The sequence below is a fragment of the Neobacillus phoenicis genome (assembly GCF_047302305.1).
In the GTDB taxonomy this organism is placed as follows: Bacteria; Bacillota; Bacilli; order Bacillales; family Cytobacillaceae; genus Neobacillus.
Map to the genome: position 1 here is coordinate 3,654,260 of NZ_CP154847.1, position 20,335 is coordinate 3,674,594.

General features: G+C 39.3%; 18 protein-coding genes. 6 read left to right on the forward strand and 12 right to left on the reverse strand.

Translation table 11 applies throughout. The annotated features are described in order from the left end of the window. Positions 1-6 precede the first annotated feature (6 nt). Positions 7-309 (reverse strand): iron-sulfur cluster assembly accessory protein, encoded by a 303-nt coding sequence (locus tag AA0X95_RS18925; protein ID WP_413300559.1) that lies wholly within the window; start codon positions 307-309, stop codon positions 7-9. A 357-nt stretch (positions 310-666) separates the two neighbouring features. Between AA0X95_RS18925 and qoxA the strand changes: the two genes are divergently transcribed. Genes qoxA through qoxD form a run of 4 tightly spaced genes read left to right on the forward strand, consistent with a single transcriptional unit; the run spans position 667 to position 4,496 of the window. Next, the gene (qoxA, locus tag AA0X95_RS18930) at positions 667-1,641 is read left to right on the forward strand and encodes a cytochrome aa3 quinol oxidase subunit II (protein WP_413300561.1); all 975 of its coding nucleotides are present in this window, start codon (positions 667-669) and stop codon (positions 1,639-1,641) included. Continuing rightward, positions 1,631-3,607 carry a cytochrome aa3 quinol oxidase subunit I gene (qoxB, locus tag AA0X95_RS18935; RefSeq protein ID WP_413300563.1) on the forward strand — a complete coding sequence of 659 codons (1,977 nt, stop codon included), beginning with the start codon at positions 1,631-1,633 and terminating at the stop codon, positions 3,605-3,607. Before qoxA ends, qoxB begins: the two co-directional genes overlap by 11 nt. Next, the gene (gene qoxC / locus AA0X95_RS18940; RefSeq protein ID WP_413300565.1) at positions 3,597-4,202 is read left to right on the forward strand and encodes a cytochrome aa3 quinol oxidase subunit III; all 606 of its coding nucleotides are present in this window, start codon (positions 3,597-3,599) and stop codon (positions 4,200-4,202) included. The genes qoxB and qoxC overlap by 11 nt, the downstream gene beginning before the upstream one ends. Further along, positions 4,203-4,496, forward strand: a complete 294-nt coding sequence (gene qoxD / locus AA0X95_RS18945) for a cytochrome aa3 quinol oxidase subunit IV (protein ID WP_335531298.1) — start codon at positions 4,203-4,205, stop codon at positions 4,494-4,496. A 57-nt stretch (positions 4,497-4,553) separates the two neighbouring features. Here qoxD and pssA read toward each other — a convergent pair whose 3' ends face one another. From pssA to AA0X95_RS18970, 5 genes are all read right to left on the reverse strand, one after another. Further along, positions 4,554-5,255: a CDP-diacylglycerol--serine O-phosphatidyltransferase gene (pssA, locus tag AA0X95_RS18950; RefSeq protein WP_413300568.1), complete on the reverse strand. Its 702-nt coding sequence runs from the start codon at positions 5,253-5,255 to the stop codon at positions 4,554-4,556. 20 nt (positions 5,256-5,275) lie between these two features. Next, positions 5,276-5,947, reverse strand: coding sequence for a phosphatase PAP2 family protein (locus AA0X95_RS18955; RefSeq protein ID WP_413300570.1), 672 nt, complete (start codon positions 5,945-5,947; stop codon positions 5,276-5,278). A 754-nt stretch (positions 5,948-6,701) separates the two neighbouring features. Beyond that, complete coding sequence (locus tag AA0X95_RS18960) at positions 6,702-7,487, reverse strand: TerC family protein (RefSeq protein WP_413300572.1); 786 nt, start codon at positions 7,485-7,487, stop codon at positions 6,702-6,704. Between the two features lie 281 nt (positions 7,488-7,768). Then, positions 7,769-8,407, reverse strand: coding sequence for a pyridoxamine 5'-phosphate oxidase family protein (locus tag AA0X95_RS18965; RefSeq protein WP_413300574.1), 639 nt, complete (start codon positions 8,405-8,407; stop codon positions 7,769-7,771). A 14-nt stretch (positions 8,408-8,421) separates the two neighbouring features. Then, positions 8,422-9,954, reverse strand: a complete 1,533-nt coding sequence (locus tag AA0X95_RS18970; RefSeq protein ID WP_413300575.1) for a carboxypeptidase M32 — start codon at positions 9,952-9,954, stop codon at positions 8,422-8,424. Positions 9,955-10,286: 332 nt separating this feature from the next. Here AA0X95_RS18970 and AA0X95_RS18975 point away from each other — a divergent pair, with 332 nt between their 5' ends. Beyond that, positions 10,287-12,356, forward strand: a complete 2,070-nt coding sequence (locus AA0X95_RS18975) for a peptidoglycan D,D-transpeptidase FtsI family protein (RefSeq protein ID WP_413300577.1) — start codon at positions 10,287-10,289, stop codon at positions 12,354-12,356. 32 nt (positions 12,357-12,388) lie between these two features. On the opposite strand, the gene AA0X95_RS18980 is transcribed toward AA0X95_RS18975, so the two are convergent. The 5 genes from AA0X95_RS18980 to AA0X95_RS19000 are packed head-to-tail and all read right to left on the reverse strand — an operon-like array spanning position 12,389 to position 17,658. Then, positions 12,389-12,844, reverse strand: a complete 456-nt coding sequence (locus AA0X95_RS18980) for a (2Fe-2S)-binding protein (protein WP_413300579.1) — start codon at positions 12,842-12,844, stop codon at positions 12,389-12,391. A 25-nt stretch (positions 12,845-12,869) separates the two neighbouring features. Continuing rightward, positions 12,870-13,709, reverse strand: coding sequence for an FAD binding domain-containing protein (locus tag AA0X95_RS18985; protein ID WP_413300581.1), 840 nt, complete (start codon positions 13,707-13,709; stop codon positions 12,870-12,872). Continuing rightward, positions 13,710-16,028 (reverse strand): xanthine dehydrogenase family protein molybdopterin-binding subunit, encoded by a 2,319-nt coding sequence (locus AA0X95_RS18990; RefSeq protein ID WP_413300583.1) that lies wholly within the window; start codon positions 16,026-16,028, stop codon positions 13,710-13,712. A 14-nt stretch (positions 16,029-16,042) separates the two neighbouring features. Further along, entirely contained in the window at positions 16,043-16,666 is a 624-nt protein-coding gene (locus AA0X95_RS18995) for a nucleotidyltransferase family protein (RefSeq protein ID WP_413300585.1), read from the reverse strand. Then, positions 16,648-17,658 carry an XdhC family protein gene (locus AA0X95_RS19000; RefSeq protein ID WP_413300587.1) on the reverse strand — a complete coding sequence of 337 codons (1,011 nt, stop codon included), beginning with the start codon at positions 17,656-17,658 and terminating at the stop codon, positions 16,648-16,650. The genes AA0X95_RS18995 and AA0X95_RS19000 overlap by 19 nt, the downstream gene beginning before the upstream one ends. A gap of 130 nt (positions 17,659-17,788) precedes the next feature. Between AA0X95_RS19000 and AA0X95_RS19005 the strand changes: the two genes are divergently transcribed. Then, positions 17,789-19,330, forward strand: a complete 1,542-nt coding sequence (locus tag AA0X95_RS19005) for a multicopper oxidase family protein (RefSeq protein WP_413300589.1) — start codon at positions 17,789-17,791, stop codon at positions 19,328-19,330. Here the strand turns inward: AA0X95_RS19005 and AA0X95_RS19010 are convergent. Further along, positions 19,327-20,334 carry an FUSC family protein gene (locus AA0X95_RS19010; RefSeq protein ID WP_413300591.1) on the reverse strand — a complete coding sequence of 336 codons (1,008 nt, stop codon included), beginning with the start codon at positions 20,332-20,334 and terminating at the stop codon, positions 19,327-19,329. The genes AA0X95_RS19005 and AA0X95_RS19010 overlap by 4 nt on opposite strands. Between the last annotated feature and the right edge of the window lies 1 nt (position 20,335).

A 20,335-nucleotide genomic window follows, 5' to 3' on the forward strand; every position in this document is an offset into this window, starting at 1 on the left:
ATTAGATTAATGATGATGGTGGACGCCCTTTGATGGATTGGTAATCAGCCATTCTTCTTTTGGGACATGGAAGAACTGGATCCAAATATTATCTAAATATTCATTGTTTTTTTCTACAATAAAATCAATATCCTTATCCGATTGAACCACTACATCATTTTCTGTTGGAGTATCGAGCCTCAAGTCATAGTGGGCATGATCTCCATGAATACTTGTCACATAAACTCGAAACATTTTTCCTTGTGCTTCCTCTTGATCAAGCATTTTTTTCAAAGCTTTTGCTGCATTGCGGTTAATTTTGACCTTCATAATTATGCTCTCCTCTTTCTATGTATTCACTATTATTATCCCATGTTTGTAAAGAAATAGACAACTATAAGTGCTATAGAACGGCCTTTGCAACACTTTTACCAAATCATCCCATGAATAGGATTTTTTATCCTTAACAAATTTGTCACAACTTTTTTCAAAAACCTATGTTAACATCACATCTATGTTGTTAATATTGTGTTAGGGAAAGAAAACATACGAATTATTATTATCTAATAATCAATTTAATCATGTTTCTAAGTTTTTTAATGCAAAGGAATAACTTTAGCAAAGTTTGTGAATGAATTCACGAACAAATCTAAAAAAACGAACAATTATTGGAGGGGAAAAATCTCAATGTTTAAAAAGAACTACTTCGTTCCACTACTAGCTTTACTGCCTGTATTGCTTTTAAGCGGCTGCGATACGAATATGCTTGTTTTTGAACCCAAAGGTCCTGCAGCAAGAGATATTCTAGACTTAATCAACTGGTCACTCATCTTCATGCTCCTTGTTGTTGTTGTCGTTTTTGGTTTATTTGGCTATATCATTTGGAAATACCGCGCAACACCTGAAAATAAAGATTACGAGCCACCTGAAGAACACGGTAGCACAAAATTGGAGTTTATTTGGACTTTTATTCCTATTCTGATCGTAATTGCTTTAACAATTCCAACTGTAACAACTATTTATAAATTGGAAAAACCACCTGTTGGCTATGAAGATAAGAAACCAATTGTGATTCACGTTACATCTGCCGACTGGAAATGGATTTTTAGTTATCCAGAACAAGGTATTGAAACAGTTAACTATGTTAACATTCCCGCAGGTACACCTGTTGAGTTTAAATTAACATCTGCTGGTACTATGCAATCCTTCTGGGTGCCTGAATTAGGCGGTCAGAAATACACAATGAATAAAATGGAAACTCAATTGTACCTTACTGCCGATAATCCTGGGGAATTTTTAGGCCGTAACACAAACTTTAACGGAAAAGGTTACGCTGAAATGGAATTTACCGTTGAAGCAAAGTCACCAAAAGACTTTGATAAATGGGTTAAGGACGTTAAAGATAAGGCACCTAAATTAACGGAGAAAAAATACAATGAACTCCTAAAGCCTACACATTTAGGACGTGAAACATTTATTGGTACACATTTAGCTTGGGTTGACCACGCAAAAATGAATTCTAAGACTTATACAAACCCTGAATTATATGAGGTCCATGGCGTCAAAGGAAAGATCTTTAAAGATGAAGAACCTAGCGGCGAGTCTATGGAAAGTATGAATATGGATGAAAATTCTAATGGAGGTGAACACGATGGGCATTAATTGGCATGACTTCTTCATCGTGGGGAACCCTTTAATACTAGGTTCTCAGATTGCTATTGCTCTAACAATGGTAGGTATTGTAGCTGGAGTTACCTATTTAAAAAAGTGGAAATGGCTCTGGCGTGAATGGCTTACAACTGTTGACCATAAACGAATCGGTATCATGTACATCATCTCAGGTGTATTAATGTTCTTCCGTGGTGGAGTGGATGGGCTATTAATGAAAGCTCAAACTTCACGCCCAGAAATGCAATTTTTAGATGCACAGCACTATAACGAAATTTTCACCACTCATGGTGTAATCATGATTTTATTCGCAGCTATGCCACTTTTAATTGGTTTAATGAACGTCGTTATTCCACTGCAAATCGGAGCACGTGACGTTGCGTTTCCGCAATTGAATGCACTAAGCTTCTGGTTATTCTTTGCAGGCGCAATGCTGTTTAACATTTCTTTCGTTGTTGGTGGTTCACCAGATGCTGGTTGGACAGCCTACTTCCCACTTGCAGGGAAAGAATTCACTCCAGGTATCGGTAACAACTATTATGCAATTGCCTTACAGATTGCCGGTATTGGAACACTGATGACAGGTATTAACTTTGTCGTAACAGTCTTAAAAATGAGAACAAAGGGCATGACCTTAATGAGAATGCCGATGTTCACTTGGACATCATTTGTTGCTTCCATTATCATTATTGCTGCGTTCCCAATCTTTACTGTAGCACTTGCTCTAATGACATTTGACCGTATTTTCGGTACCCATTTCTTTACGCTAAGCGGCGGTGGAATGGATATGATGTGGGCAAACTTATTCTGGCTATGGGGACACCCTGAGGTATATATTGTTGTTCTTCCAGCCTTTGGAATGTTCTCAGAAGTTATTTCAACTTTTTCTCGAAAAATGTTATTCGGTTATAAATCAATGGTCTTTTCCGTTGTCGGTATTGCGTTCTTAAGCATGCTTGTATGGGTTCACCACTTCTTTACAATGGGTGCTGGACCAGCAGTTAACTCTGTATTCTCGATTACAACCATGATGATTGCAATTCCAACTGGTGTTAAAATGTTTAACTGGCTGTTCACCATGCGCAAAGGTCGTATTCAATTCACGACTGCCATGCTTTGGGCACTAGCATTCATACCTTGCTTTGTCATTGGTGGGGTAACTGGTGTAATGCTTGCAATGGGTGCAGCCGATTATCAATATCATAATACTTTATTCCTTGTTGCTCACTTCCACTATGTATTAATTCCTGGTGTAGTGTTTGCGGTATTTGCTGGTCTTTACTACTGGTGGCCAAAGATGTTTGGACATATGTTAAATGAAAAGCTTGGAAAGATTCACTTCTGGTTCTTTGTCATTGGTTTCAATTTAACGTTTATGCCAATGTTCTTCCTTGGTCTAAACGGAGCCGTTCGTCGTTCATATACCTATTCTGTTGAATCAGGCTATGCACCATTATTCTTAGTTTCAGCCATTGGGGCAGTTATTCTAGCAATCGGTTTTGGTGCCCTCTGCTACAACATTTATTGGAGTGCACGTTATGCAGACCGCAATATCTCTAACGATCCTTGGGATGCAAGAACACTTGAGTGGGCGACTGCTTCACCTGTTCAATTCTATAACTTTGCGAAACAACCAGAAGTTAAATCACTTGATGCATTCTGGTATATGAAGAAAAACAACGAAGGTCTTACTATAAGCGATGATGAAATTAAAGAAATTCACATGCCAAGTAATTCAGGTTTACCAATCTATATGGGCTTCATTTTTGGTGTAGCCGGTTTCTTCTTGGTATTCGAATGGAAGATCGCCGCTCTTGTGGCAACGGTTGGAATTTTAGCTGGACTAATCATTAGATCCTTTGATTATAATGACGGTTTCCATGTTCCAGTCGAAGAAATTAAAGCAACTGAAAAAGCATGGCGAAACGTCGATAAAGGGGTGAACAACCATGTCAGCTAATGTGAATACAGCACTGCCTCTCGAATATCAAACTGAACAAAACAGAATGAACATCTTAGGATTTTGGATTTTCCTTGGGGCAGAAATCATCCTATTCGGTACACTATTTGCGGTATTCTCCGTATTAAATGCAAGATATGCAGGAGGACCTACTCCTAAAGATCTTTTTGAAATAAAAGATGTCATGGTTGAAACCATTCTCTTATTAACTAGTAGTTTTACCATGGGACTAGCGATTTTTGAGATGCGCCGTCATAACCGTAATGGTTTATTATTATGGTTCATCATTACTCTATTACTCGGTGCAGGGTTTGTCTTTATGGAAGTCACTGAATTTATCCACTATGTCCATGAGGGAGCAACCATGCAAACTAGTGCCTTCCTATCAAGCTTCTTTGTTTTGTTAGGCACACACGGTCTTCACGTATCCATGGGTATTGGCTGGGCTACTATGGTTATTATTCAAATCTTCAAAAGAGGGTTAACGCAAGTGACAGCTAGAAAAACATTTATTATTGGCTTATACTGGCACTTCTTAGATGTAGTATGGATCTTTATCTTTACATTTGTGTATTTAGCAAGGATGGTGTCATAAATGGCTAAAAATACAAAAGGGTTTCCCATTACACATGTTTTAGGATTTATTTTGTCACTCGTGCTCACCTTCGCAGCACTTGGTGTCGCATTAAAAACATCATTACCATTTAAAACAATTCTTTGGATTATTGGCTCACTTGCTGTCATCCAAGCTGGTCTACAGCTGTTCATGTTCATGCATATGAATGAAGGAGAAGACGGTAAGTCCAATTTAGTAAACATCGGATATGCCTTTTTCATTGCAGTCGTAACTGTTGGAGGGTCAATCTGGGTAATGTCTTTCGGAATGTAAAAAAAAGGTGTCAGGCGTTCCATGTGAAATGTTCACATGGTGCCTGACACCCTTTTTTTATTTAGGATTATTTTTTCTTTTTGTGCGGACTAATTGATATCCTATAAACGCGACATAAAGTGGAATGGCTACATAGATGAAGTATGGAAAGCGATGCTGTTCCTTTTTAAAAACAAGATAAATGGCATAACCAAGAAAAAGTGTAATGATAATTCCGTATTTGGGTAGCGGAATATCCTTTAAACTAGGTATTTTTATCGTACTCACCATTAAATAGCAAAGTACAAAAAACGCAATTGGAAGAATAATTGCAGGCATTTTTCCATGAAACAAAGTTAACAGTGTTAACAATCCACCTGCCGCCGTAATTGGAACACCCGTAAAATACTTAAGTGAGGATTTTACAGCGTTAATATTGAAACGAGCCAGTCGGTAGGCACCGAACAATGGGAATAGACCTGCTATGGCCATACCGGCCACTCCAAAGTCACTGAAATAAGAATAATAAGCCATCATGGCAGGCGCCACCCCAAAGGTTACAATATCCGCCAATGAGTCGAGCTCTTTACCTAATTCACTTTCCACACGTAGCATACGTGCAATTCGCCCATCCATGCTATCGAGCATCATCCCAATTAAGATTAATATAGCTGCGTTTTTATAATCCCCTTGTGCTGAATACATTACCGATAAAAAGCCAAAGAATAAATTTGCAAGGGTAAATAAATTAGGAATACTGTTTCTAATAATATGTATCACTCCAAAAATAATTATAAAATTTAAGCCACTTCTTTTTCTCGCTTATGTTTCTTATTATACTTCTTTTCCATATAAAATTGGAAAAACAAAATAGCAGTTGTTAACCAAAAACCACTTGCAAAATACCCTCCAATGATATCACTTGGATAATGGACTCCTAAGTAAATTCGGCTAATCCCAATCGAAAAGATTATTCCGACACTCACAAAAATCAACAGCATCCTTCCCCATCTGCTGGATATATGACGCCAAAGCAGAAAGGATACGATTCCATATACTGTAAAAGCATTCATCGCATGTCCACTAGGAAAGCTGTACCCCCCAACTTCGATTAAGCGATGTAATTCTGGTCGCGTTCTTTTAAAAAATTGTTTCAAGAGTTCATTTAATATCGCTGAACCCATGATAGCTGCCACAAATAAGATTAGTTCTAAACGATGATGCAATACTTTGTAAAGGAAAAATAAAAGTAAGATGCTCAGTCCTATGACAACAGGAGCCGATCCAATCGTGGTAAAAAACTTCATCGTGCGCGTTAATCCAATCGATTCCAATCCTTGAATATAATCGATAACTTGATGATCGAATTGATTAATCTTTTGGTCACTAATAAACAATGATATCAAACTAAAGCCCAATATGGAAATAGCGCTAATGAAAAAAGCGATGACCAGTCTTATTTTTAAACTCATGTATGATAATCCTTTCAATTTTAATCCCATAGGAAACTATATATACCATCACACGAAGTAGTATTTGACGGTGAACTTGTGCAGGTAGTCTAGGTGACCTAAATTCTTCTCCATCAACCTTTTCGGGCGGTAAATCCTGGCTATGTGACCTAAAACCTTCTCCTTCAGGCATTTCGGGCTCATAGAGACTGTCTATGCGACCTTAACCCTTCTCCATTAGGCATTTCGGGCTCATAGAGACTGTCTATGCCACCTTACCCCTTCTCCTTCAGGCATTTCGGGCTCATAGAGACTGTCTATGCGACCTTAACCCTTCTCCTTCAGGCATTTCAGGCTCATAGAACCCTTCTATGCGACCTTAACCCTTCTCCTTCAGGCATTTCGGGCTCATAGAGAGACCTTAACTCTTCTCCTTCAGGCATTTCGGGCTCACAGAACCCCTCTATGCGACCGTACCCCTTCTCCATTAGGCATTTCGGGCTCATAGAGACTGTCTATGCCACCTTAACCCTTCTCCTTCAGGCATTTCGGGCTCATAGAACCTCTCTACGCGACCTTAACCCTTCTCCATCACGCAATTCCGGCTCGTAGAACCCGGCTACGTGACCTTTCCCCTCATCCGTCAACGAAATTAAGCATTCAGATATTCTATCTTAGAGACTTTCCATTAAATTTCTTCCCACAGGATTAGTATGTCAAATAATCATAATCAATTCGTTAGTAATATGAAAACTCGCCAATTGGCGAGTCTTCATTATAACGCCTTAGCTTTATAAACAGTCTCTTCAGCTTTATCTTTAGAAAACAGAAACCCTGCCACAGCAATACCAACTAATACAACATAGAACGTTACTTTCCATTCCGTCGAATGAGCAAATTCCTCATTTAAAATAGCTAACGACGGGTGCGAAAGTGTGTAGACAGCTAGTTTTACCCCTACCCAGCCTACGATCGTAAAAGCTGCAATTTCTAACCCCGGCTTTTTTTCAAGAAGCTTCACAAAGAGATTGGCTGCAAAACGCATAATGATTAGTCCAATAATACCACCTGCAAAAATAACTAAGAACTTACCACCATCTAATCCCCCAATATTAGGAAGCGGGGTATCTGGGAGTACAACAGCCATTGCAACGGCTGCAAGAATGGAGTCCACAGCAAAAGCAATATCAGCTAGTTCTACCTTAAACACCGTACTCCAGAAACTACCCGCTTTTTTAGTCTCATTCTTCTCCTTCGTTTCTTCTGCTTTTCCCTTAATGACCTTTCGGAAAACATGATTTCCTGCCATAAATAATAAATAAAGCGCGCCAATTGCTTGAACCTGCCAAACATCGACCAAAAAAGAAATAACAAACAATGATGCAAAGCGGAAAACAAATGCTCCAGCTAAACCATAAAATAAAGCTTTTTTCCGCTCTTCTTCAGGAAGGTGCTTGACCATAATTGCCAGCACTAACGCATTGTCTGCTGCTAAAAGGCCTTCAAGCACAATGAGAATAAGCAATACCCAGCCATACTCGAGTAATAGAGATACATCCATGAAAAATCCTCCTCTAAAAGATATGTTTTTTCTAAAATACTCCCTAGCGCCAAATAAAAAGGCCTTTACTGCTTACCAGTAAAGGCCTTAAAACACAGAAAAAGACCTTTACAGTAAAGTAAAGGTCTTGCTAACAACGTCCATGTTGCCAATAAAGCCGGAGAAACATGTTTCTCGAAATGACGACTTTATTGTAGCAGCTACTCCCCTTTAAAAAGGAAATATTTTATTACTAATAATATATTAAACTTTTAATGAAATGTCAAGGGTCACTTCAAAGTTTAATACAGTCTTTGCTCATACCCCTCATGAAGGCTTGCTTCCACTTCATCCACGGTTACATCCTTGATACTGGCATGAGCAGCTAAAATCTTTGCTGCTCTTGGTAAAGATTCCTTATCCAGCCAACTCACAGGATTCCAAAGGCCAGAGCGTATCAAGGCTTTCGCACAGTGAATAAAGCACTCCTCTACCTCAACCCCAATTCCCACTAAAGGCGCCTTCCCATTAACCGCCATCTTCTCTAATAAATCCTCATCTGTTACTAAACATGCTTTCCCATTTACACGAAGAGTTTCTCCAAGATTTGGGATCAAAAATTGCAGTCCAACATAAGGATTTTCAAGAATATTATTCATCGAATCAACACGTTTGTTTCCTGGTCTTTCAGGTATGACAAGTTGCTTTTCATTTAAAACCAATACAAACCCTGGCTGATCTCCTCGAGGTGAAACATCACAATGACCACTTTTATTAGTAGTAGACATAACCAAAAATGGCGACAAGCTAATAAAATTTTTGCAATGAACATCTAAATGATCAATCACCTTTTTTTGTGCTCTTTCACTCGGAGTTCCCATCAGATTTCGAAGTTCGTCTTTTGTTGTTATCTTCTTTTTAAAGCTTAGATTTTCCTGCATCTACACTTCATCCTCTATAGTTCGTATACTTCCGTATACTTCTTCTCTAAGTACTCAACGAGATAATCAGCATTTAATTCTTCACCTGTTACTTTTACAATTAACTCATTGGGAGTATAAAGCTTACCGTACTGATGGATCTTTTCCTTTAACCATTCCTGAATTAAATCAAACCGGCCGTTTTCAATATGGTTATTAAACTCAGGTAATTCCTTTTGGATGGTACGAAGGATCTGGGCAGCATAGAGATTCCCTAATGAATAGGACGGGAAGTAACCAATTCCACCAAAGGACCAATGGACATCCTGAAGAACGCCCTCTGTATTCGTATTAGGTGTAACACCAAGGTAATCCTGCATTTTTTGGTTCCAAATAGCCGGAAGATCTTTCACTTCAATCTCACCGCCAATTAAAGCTTTTTCGATTTCATAGCGGAGCATGATGTGAAGATTATAGGTTAATTCATCTGCTTCAACACGGATAAATGATGGCTCCACTGTATTAACTGCACGATAAAAATCTTCAACAGAAACATTTTTCAATTGGTTCGGGAAATACTCCTGAAGCTTTGGATAAAAATACTTCCAGAATTCCTTACTGCGTCCAACCATATTTTCTAAGAATCGGGATTGTGATTCATGAATACCAAAGGAAGCACCGCTTTGAAGGACTGACTCCTCGAAGGCTGGATTAACATGTTGTTCATAGATTCCATGACCCGCCTCATGAATTGTACCAAATAAAGCGGAACGGACATTCTTTTCTAAATAACGGGTGGTTAAACGGACATCTCCCGTATTAACGGTTTGTGCAAATGGATGAACCGTTTCGTCCAGTCTTCCTGCGTTCATATCAAAACCAATAATCGGTAAAATAAAGCGATTAAATTCTTTTTGTTTTTCAATTTCAAATGATTGATTGAAAATTTCCACTTTAGTTGGTTTTCCATTTTTATTAATGCGTTCTAATAGCTTTACACTAGATTCTCTGAGTTTAGCAAATAGAGGATCTAATTTTTTTACAGTTAATCCTGGCTCAAACTCATCCAACAAGGCATCGTATGGATGCTCCTCATAGCCATAAATTTCAGCGAACTTTCGCTTATACTCTACTATTTTCTCTAAGGAAGGAAGGTAACGGGCAAAATCATTGTTTTCCCTAGCCTCTTCCCATGCATCATTCGCTTGTGCTGTAAGTATGCTATATTCCTGAAAAAGTTCAGCCGGTATACTTTTGGATTTTTGATAATACTCTTTGTATTCTCGTACTTTCGCTTTTGTCAATTCGTCTAATCCCTCAGTGTTTTCAGTAGACGATAATGTATCTAACAGGTCACCCATTTCTTGTGAGACCGAAAGTTTAAAGACCTCCGTTCTAAGTGTTCCTGTTGCTTTAGCAAACACACTTCTCCCTTTTTTCGGAGCCATTACCTTTTGATCCCAGTCTGCCAATCCTATAATACTTGAAAAATGAGTAATCTTTTCATCTAATGCTTTGAACTGCTCTAACGCTTTTTCTACTGTTGGATCCATTACTTTTTGTTCCATTATGTAGACCTCCTCATCGCTCTTTTCTATGTCTATTCAGTGGGCTGATGATGCAATAGCATCAACCTATATTATAAATTAAAAATTCAAATTAGGGAAAAAATTAAAAAACAGTTTCATTGACAAATAATTTAAGATACTCGACCAAATCAGGCATATTTTTTATCCATTAAAGATTAAAATATGATTCTAACAGATATGTTAATAAAGGGAATTTTTTATATTTTTTGTTATTTTTAACATTTATTTTCCATTCTTTGTTGTTCCTTCTGAATGGATAAGGCATAATAAATACTGACCACAAGCTAGAGTGTAAAAGGATGTGTTATATTTTGGAAAAACCCAAAAAGAAAAAGTCTCATTTTCCCTTACGATTAAATGTCCTTTTTTTTAGTGTCTTTTTATTATTTTCTATTCTTATCTTACGTCTAGGCTTCGTTCAAATTGTGTATGGTGAAAACTTTAAACGAGACTTAGAAAGAAAAGAAGATATTACAGTTAGTAATCCTGTCCCTAGAGGGAAAATGTTTGATAGAGATTTTAAGGTGGTTGTTGATAATATCCCTAAAAGTGCCATCACTTTTACAAATGAGGGGTTTACCCAGAAGGAAATGCTTGAAACCGCCGAAAAACTAGCGCAGTTGATTGATAAAAATACCGATAAAGTCACTCTAAGGGAAAAGAAAGATTTCTGGATCATGAAACACCCGAAGCTTGCGGATAAGAAAATTACACAAGAAGAAAAAGCCTTATTAGCAACCAAAAAAATAACAGATAAAGAACTCTACAAATTAAAAGTAGATCGAGTGACCGATGTAGAATTACAAACATTAACAGCGAATGATCTCGAGGTAATGGCCATCTACCGAGAATTCATTAGCGGTTATAAATTCACACCACAAATTGTCAAAAATGAAAATGTCACAGATAAGGAATTTGCAGTTGTAAGTGAAAATCTTCAATCTCTTCCGGGGGTAGAAACAACGACAGATTGGGACCGTGCTTACGCATTTAAAGATACATTGAGATCAGTATTAGGAAAAGTAACAAAATCTGATGAGGGTTTGCCTGCAGAACAATTAGAATATTTTTTAGCAAGAGGATACAGTCGTAACGACCGCGTCGGCAAGAGCCAGCTTGAAATGCAATATGAAGATGTTCTACACGGTTATAAATCTAAAGTAAAAAACATTACCGATAAGACAGGAAGCGTCATTGAGACTCAACCTGTGACTGACGGAAAAAAAGGAAAAGATCTTGTCCTTACAATCGATATGGACCTGCAAATGGCAGTGGATAAAATAATTGAAGATGAGCTTTGGGCAGCAAAGAAATCACCTGGAACTACGCTAACAGATCGTGCTTACGTGGTTTTAATGGACCCGCATACCGGTGAAGTATTAGCGATGTCTGGTAAAAAGATTGTAAAAGATCCCGACACCGGAAAAGTGGAAATGATGGATGATGCACTAGGCACTTTCACTACTACATATAATGTTGGTTCTGCTGTTAAAGGGGCAACTATTCTGACTGGATTTAAAACCGGAGCAATTTCTCCTGGAACGGTATTTGATGATACGGGTTTAAAAATTAAAGACACCCCTATAAAGAAGTCATATGCGTATTTAGGAAGATTAAATGAAATAGACGCCTTGAAAAAATCTTCGAACGTTTATATGTTTCATACCGCGATCCATATCGGACAAGGACATTACGAGTATGAAAAACCATTAAATTTTAATAATCCGAAAGCATTTGAAACAATTAGAAATTCTTTCGCCTCATTTGGTTTGGGCACAAGAACGGGTATTGATTTACCAAATGAGCAGACAGGATTTAAAGGGCAGAGTAAGCTACCAGGTTATCTACTTGACCTTGTTATTGGTCAATATGATACCTACTCAGCGATGCAACTCGCTCAATACGTGTCAACTATTGCCAATGGAGGAAACCGAATGCAGCCACATGTAGTGAAACAAATTAGACATTCTGCAGAAGATGGTGAAGAACTCGGACCTGTCGCACAAGAAATTACACCTACTGTACTTAATACCATAGATGCCAAGAATCAATGGATGAATCGTGTACAAACAGGATTTAAGAAAGTGATGCAGGAGCCTGGTGGAACAGCAACTAATTTCTTCAGCGGTGTCAATTACTCTCCAGCAGGGAAAACAGGAACGGCAGAAGCCTTCTATGACGGACCATTAAGGAGTCAATTTGGGAAAGAGCCGCCCCCTGTTATGAATCTAAGCCTGGTAAGTTATGCCCCAAGCACTAATCCTGAAGTCGCGATGGCCGTGATTGTTCCTTGGGCCTATCAAGGAAAGGTTGATAACAGAGCCAATTTAAAAATTGGCCGGAGGGTTCTAGATACGTATTTTCAACTGAAGAATAAATAGTCTGTCAATCATAGGGTGCCTAATAGGGCATCTTATTTTTTGGATAGTATTGATTTTACCGCTTTCTCAATTTCTAAATAGCTCGTGCACCGGCAAATATTCGACTCCAACCACTCTTTAATGGTTGAGTCATTAGCATTCGGATGATTTTCAATTAATGCATGACAGTTCATGATGAATCCTGGAGTGCAGTATCCACATTGAAAAGCGAAGTTGTCTATAAAAGCTTGTTGAATGGGTGTCCCCTGTAGCCCTTCTATAGTTGTCACCTTTTTCCCAACAGCCTCCACAGCTAGCATTAAACAGGATTTCATTGGCCAACCGTCAATATTAACTGTACAGGCCCCACAATCTCCATTTAAACAACCAGGCTTAGCTCCAGTAAGCCCTAGTTTCCCCCTTAATGTATATAACAGAGTATCAGCATAGCGAACAGTGGTTACTCGGCTTTCACCATTAACCTGTAAGGTTATTGTGTTTGATTTCAAACTACCATCTCCCCTATTACCGCTTTCAACGATTTCCTCTATCTAAGGTGGCAAGCATATCCATCAATAAATGTCGTAATACAAATAAACGATAATCTGCAGAACCCTCGATATCGTCCAAAATTGGGTTCGGCAGCGAAGATAGCGCACGTTCCACTCTCTCCTCTACTGATTGGCTCCTGTTATTCAGTGTTTCCTCCATTTCCGATGACCGAAAAGGGAACGGACATAACCCGCTAACTGCTACCCGTATCTCTTCAGCTATTTTTAAAGCTGCCACTGTGATTAAGGGATAGCCAGTATCCCATTGCTGTCGTCGTTTCATACTAAAAAAGGGTGCTTTTAAAAAACGGTTTTCTGTTATTAATTGCACTAATAATTCACCACTTTTTATTTTTAACTGACCCTGAAAGACATCATTTATTGACACTACTTTTTTTCCTTCGGGGCCTGCGATGAATAATTGACTGTCTGCAAGTAAGAATGGAAGAACCGCTTCTCTATAAAAAATTCTGGCACAAATATTACCGCCTAACGTAATCTTTCCTCTCGCCGTATGGTCAGCAACCTCACTAGCTATTTTTGTCAGCAGTGGAAAAAGATTCGCTTCTTCTATTTTTGTTAAAGATAGCGTGCTTCCAAGCAACAAATGTTCACCACTAACCTGCATTACATTACATTCGGCAATACCTTTTATATCAATAACAGCTTCTGTATACTCCATATCAATGCGACCGAGGGTAATCAATTCTGTTCCTCCAGAGAAAAACATTGGCTGCTTGCCCTGTTGATCTAAGGATTGGTATAGATGGACAGCTTCATCTAAAGATTCTGGTTGAAAAAATTCGAAATCAAAAGGAAGCATTTACTTGGCCGCCTCCTTTGCTCTCCAAATCAATTCTGGAAGTAACGGTAAATGATGTAGGGATACACCTGCTGCTGTAGATAAAGCATTCCCAAGCGCTCCCGGCATCCCCATGAGTCCATGCTCTCCTACACCCCTTGCCCCATAGGGTCCGTCTAGCTGAGGCGTTTCAACAAATCCCACCAAATACTCTGGATTTTCACCATACCTTAATGGTCGGTATGTCCTTAGCTGTGGATTCAATACTCTTCCTAGGTCATCAAAGTAAAAGGTTTCTCGACCCGCAAAAGCGAGACCCATACTCATCGCTCCCATGACCTGTCCTAGGGCTGCTTTTTCATTTAGCACTTTACCAATATCAACTACAGTAGCAGCTTTAATTAATCGATACGTAAAATCACGCCTATCAAACTCCACCTCCACACCGTAGGCTGCAACCGTCCACTCTGGACCGGGTTTTCCTGCACCTGTTTCGCGGTCTAGATGTGTAAGATGTCGTAAAATAAAATTGCCCTTGCCGATAATTTGTCCGCCAATAGAGTTCCCATTTGGATATTCATAGCCATATCCAATATCTTTAAAATCAAGACCAATAGTTGGATCGTCACGCAAATAAACTCGACTGTTCCCTACTACTAAGTCTTCCTTTGGGGCCCTTAAAACGGTAGAAGCGATTTCTTTTAATTGCCTAATAACATCATCCGCTGCTTCTAAAAGTGCTCTACCAGCCATAAACGTTCCCCTGCTTGCGACCGTCTTCCAGTGTTCAGGAGTTGTCTGGGTATCCACTTCCATTCGGACATGAATCTTGTTCACATCCATTCTCAGCCGCTCTGCTAGAATTTGAGCGAGGACGGTTTTTGTTCCTGTACCAATCTCAATCACTCCGGACATTAAATTGATACTACCATCCGGATTAAACGTGAGAATAACTCCTGAAGGGGCATTGGGATCAATTGTTGAGGTTTTCCAACTGCAACTGACACCCTTTACACGAATAAATCTGTCATTTACTTCTTTAATTGCCCCCTCATCCCAGTTGATTAACTCTCTTACTCTATCAATACATTTAGGCAGATTTCCTACATTACTCTTATTCAATCGAACTCTTGTTGGTGTGGTATGCCCAGGTAGGATTGCATTCATCCTTCTTAAGTCAAGGGGATCGATTTTTAATTTCTGGGCAAGCAAATCCATTGTTCTTTCAATCGCAAAAGAAAGCTCAGAATGACTAAATCCCCTAAATGGTGCTGCATAGGGATGGTTGGTATACATGCAATAGGAATCGCACCAGACATTCTCAATATGATACGGTCCAGTACAATCGGCTGCTCCTGCCCTCGTTAAATCGATGGCCTTATCGGAATACGCTCCTCCGTCCCATAAATATCGTATTTCAGCAGCCTTGATTTTCCCTGTTCGATCGGCCCCTAATTTTACCATTGCATCTAATCCGATGTGGCACGGAGAGGTGATTATATCTTCTTCTCTTGTATTAAGTATTTTCACGCCTTTCCCGCCTACTTCCTTAGATGCTAAGTAGGCCAGTACCTCGAGTTGGACGGAAGCCTTCCCTCCATACGCTCCTCCCACAAGCGGCGTATGGACAATAATTTTTCCAATATCTTCACCAAAATAGTCAGAAATAAGCCTTTTTACCATAAATGGTGCCTGAGAAGATGTTGTTATGTTTATATTCCCATCTGGGAGAATCTCTGCCGTGGCACACCTAGTCTCCATCGCTACGTGATCAGAAGGGGAGAAGGAGAAACTTGCTTCCACCACCGCTTCACTCTCATTCCAGCCCCTTTCCATATTGCCTTTTCTTATTTTTATATGTGTAGCAATATTGGTGTCAGGCACCGAGTAGACACCTTTCTCTTTTTGATATTCCCATAACCGCTCATGTACTAAAGGGGCATCCTTTTGGAATGCTTGAGTTGGTGAATTGACAACAGGCAGTAGTTCATATTGAACGTTAATAAGGTCTGCGGCTTTTTTGGCTTGTGCAGGTGTTTCAGCCACAACGAGTGCAACCGGTTCACCGTGATAACGAACCTTGTCAACAGCAATAGGCGGCCGGTCGCGAATGGCTTCTCCTGTTAGCGGGAAATGCTGGCCAGCGAGAATGGCTCTGACACCAGGTACCTTCCTTGCATCGGTTGTATCGATGTTTACAATTTTTGCATGACCATATGGACTAATGACCATTTTTGCAGAAAGCATTGGAAATGTTTGATAGTCATTAGTATATTTTGCCCGCCCTGTTACCTTATCCCTTGCCTCTTTGCGGACCACACTCTTCCCTAGAATCTCCAACCTCATCCCTCCCATCACCTTATGCTTTGCCACATTTTCTTTACATACTGATAATCATCCATTGTATCCACATCAAAAAAGCGCTCCTTACTTTCAAGTAATATTTGTTTCCCACTCTCACTCTCCTTTCCTCGAATGATTTCCCGTGCCCCTTGATCCCCTTCTAATTTTTCAATAAGTGAAAAAAGGCGCTTAGTAATGAGAATGGGTGGTTTTGAAACCCCATTGTGAGTGTACGAAATATAGGAGTAGCCTGGGAACGCAGAGTATTCCTCTATTAACCGATTAATCATCCAATAAGTGATATTAGGTTGATCTGCTAAGAGCACCACCACCCCGAAAGCCCCCAACTGTGAAGCAGCGCTCACACCTGCCTTCAGTGAAGCACTTAATCCTCGGTCTGCATGATCACATTCTACTAATCTCCAACCCATCCTTTCAGAAAAAGGAGCTAACCAATGAAGCGAATCTTCTTTTCGAGTTACAGCGATGACAGCACCGAGCTGAGAATCAAGGGCGGACTGAAACGCCATGCTCCCTACAAAGCTATTTCCAAGTGGTAAATTTAGTTTAGAACAGCCCATTCTGCTGCTCCTACCAGCTGCAAGATAAATCCCTACTAGTCGGGTATGGTCCATAACAATTCCACTCGTTCATGTCGTGGCTTTCTCCAAACTTCAATCATTTCTGCAATAATACTTACAGCTATTTCTTCGGATCCTACTGCTTGAATAGCGACTCCAATTGGCGAAAATATCCAATTAGGTATATCTTCACCGTTAAGCAACCTCTTTGTTCTTGCTCTAGGTCCTAAAACTCCTAGGTATCTAACATTTTCATGAAGTAAATAGAGGAGAAATTCCTGATCCCTTTGAAAATGATGTGACATAATAACCACAAAATCATAAGAAGAAAAAGTAAGCTGATCTACTAATTCTTTAGGAAAACCAACCATTACACTTTCCGCAGTAGGAAAGTGTTTCTTCTGACAAAGCTCGCTTCTCCAGTCACAAACAATCACAGAAAAACCAGTTTCTGCCGCCAGTGTGACAAGTGGTATGGCATCAGATCCTGCTCCAAACACAATTAAACGTGGCTTAGGCTGATGCGTATGTTGAAAAATAGATTTTTCTGTCATAACCCCACTTTTTGAGGTAAACTCAATTATTGGTATTTTTCCGGACCAGTTCCCGAATGACGCACCATCCTCCTCGATAAACACGTACTCTCCAAGTTCATCAAGCCGTTTTAAGACAATCACTGGTTTATGATTGTTCAATAGACTTTTTACATGCCTATAATCCTTAATTAATTGTGAAGTCAAAGGCTCGAGTAAGATATCGATGGTCCCATTACAGCCTGCTCCCTGACCCCACCCAAAATCATTTTCTTCACTTAAATCATACTGAAGGATCAATGTCTCCTGTTCCCTCATTACTTTCTTTGCTTGTATGGCTAAATCCGATTCTAAACAGCCGGCACTCAATATCCCGTTATAGGAGCCATCTTCAAAAAATATCATCGATGACCCTTCTTTTTTATAAGCTGAACCTTTAACATTAATAATTGTAGCTATTGCTTTATTTCCCTTCTTTTCCATCACTTCGAATATTGGATAAATATCATCCATGGAAGTCCCCCACTTCACCACTAAATTTCTACCTTATTTATATTAATTAGGAAGCTATTCCTAGAATGATTAATTTTTCCTCTACTCCCAACATATTCATTATTAATCACTAGCTGGAAGGAGCCTTTCAATGAAACTAACAAAATTCAAAGATCCTTTAGCCATCCCGCCAGTATTAAAACCTAAATGGAAAACAGTCGAGTATACGTATTATGAAGTGAGTATGATGGAAGCAATGCAGTCTCTACATAGTGATTTGCCTAAAACAAGGGTGTGGGGTTATGAAGGGATGTATCCGGGACCAACTTTTGAAGTTGAAGCTGGTGAAAGGGTGTATGTAAAATGGCAAAATAAACTTCCCGATCATCACCTTTTTCCGATTGATCATACCGTTCATGGGGCAGAGAAAGAGAAACCTGATGTTCGGACCGTTGTCCACCTTCATGGAGGCAGAACAGAACCTGCCAGTGATGGCTATCCAGATGCGTGGTTTACCAAAGATTTTCGTGTAAAGGGTCCTTTTTTTGAAAAAGAGATTTATGAATATGGAAACCAACAAAGTTCCAGGTCCCTTTGGTATCATGATCATGCCATTGGATTAACTCGTCTGAATATCTATGCGGGGCTTGCTGGGTTTTATATTATTCGAGACAAGCATGAACGTTCTTTAAATCTACCTTCAGGTAAATTTGAAATTTCATTACTTCTACAAGACCGTTCTTTTAATGAGGATGGCTCATTATCCTACCCCTTTCAGCCGGAGAACAATCCTTCAGGTATAAAGCCATCTATTATTCCATCTTTCTTTGGAGATACCATCGTTGTTAATGGAACTGCGTGGCCTTATTTAGAAGTAGAGCCAAGAAAGTATCGGTTCCGGCTGTTAAACGCAGCAAATGCCCGCTTTTTCCGACTAAGTCTGGACTCTAATCAATTGTTTTATCAAATTGGAACAGATAGTGGGTTTCTAGAACAACCAATCGGTGTCAAAACCTTATTGATTGCACCGGCCGAACGCATGGATATCATAATTGACTTTAGTAATATGGAAGGCCATTCCATTCTTTTGAGAAATGACGCTCCGACACACTTTCCTTCTGGGGATCCCGTGGACCCAAATTCAACAGGAATTGTTATGCAGTTTCGGGTTACTAAGCCTCTTTCAATGATTGATACTAGTGTCATTCCTGCCTTTTTAGGTTCTATTTCAAGACTCCAGGAATCTGTGGCAAAAAGAAGTAGATGGTTAGAATTAAGCGAAGAAAAAGACTCATATGGCCGCTCTCTATTTCTCCTGGATAAGAAAAAATGGGATTTTCCGATAACAGAAAATCCTCAAGTTGGGTCTGTTGAGTTATGGAATTTTGTTAATACCAATGGTGATGATCACCCGATTCATATCCATTTAGTTCAATTTCAAATCCTTGACCGCCAGCCATTTGACGTGAAGCATTTTAATCGCACGCAACAAATCAAGTTCACCGGTGCTCCAATGCTCCCTGATATAGGAGAACGAAGTTGGAAGGACACCGTAAAATGTCCACCTGGGCATGTCACCCGAATAATTATTCCTTTTTTCCCCTACACTGGTCAGTATGTTTGGCATTGTCACATGCTTGAGCATGAAGATTACGAAATGATGCGGCCATACATCATTCTACCGCCAAATTAATTCTTACTTTCTAGGATAACGTTTGTTTGATTTAAAAGTGACAAGGTCTCGGTGTATAACGTTATGTGATACCGGTGGGGTTCAAAATCTGGGGAAATCTTGACCTCAATTTTCTCCCCCAAAGGCTTTAAGCTATCGGTAACAATAAAGATTGGTGTTAACGATAGTAGTTGTTCCGCCCAAACAAGTTTGTGAGAGGAAGAAATCGTTCCGGCTTCAGCCCACTCCAAGAATAATCGAATAACAATAGTGATATATGTGTATCCGTTCGTTAGTAAGGTTATTTTCTCTTTATATCCTTGAAGTTCCTTTTTGGTCTTATTCGCAAAAGGATTGTATGTAAGACTTTCCTCAGCATCTTGTACTACATTTTTCATTTGATGTAACTCCTGAAGTAATTGTTTTACTTCTACTTGCAGCACATAACTTTCCTTATGATCCAGCCCTTGTTCGATCCAGTTTGCAACTCGGTTCATCTTCATTGTCAGATGATCTGAAAAATGATGGATACCTTTTATTGCCTGTTTAGTATAATTGGGGGGATTTACAAGCATATGGATCAAAACGGCAACAATAGCCCCTATCAGCGTGTCTCGAAATCGGTCAATCGGATAGTCATGTGATTTATGTTCCATCACAAAGACTAGTAGCACTGTTAAAGCAAGCTGGTGAATCACTGTTTCATCTCTTTTCATCCATTTGGCAATAAAGCAGCCTATTAAAATTAATAATCCTAATGTCCACCCATTAACTTGTAAATAAGGGGATAAGAGGACGGTAATACCTATTCCAATAATGGTTCCAACCATTCGGTGATATGAAAATTGAATGGATTGATTTACTGTAGATTGCATACAAAGAATGACCGATATAGGTGCTAAATATGGATGATTCGAGCCGGCAAGTTTGGCTATCTCCCATGAGAGTGCAGATGCGAAAGCCATTTTCCATATCAAATATGTTTTATTTTCTAATTGCTTCATTACTTGTTTATTATTTTTCATT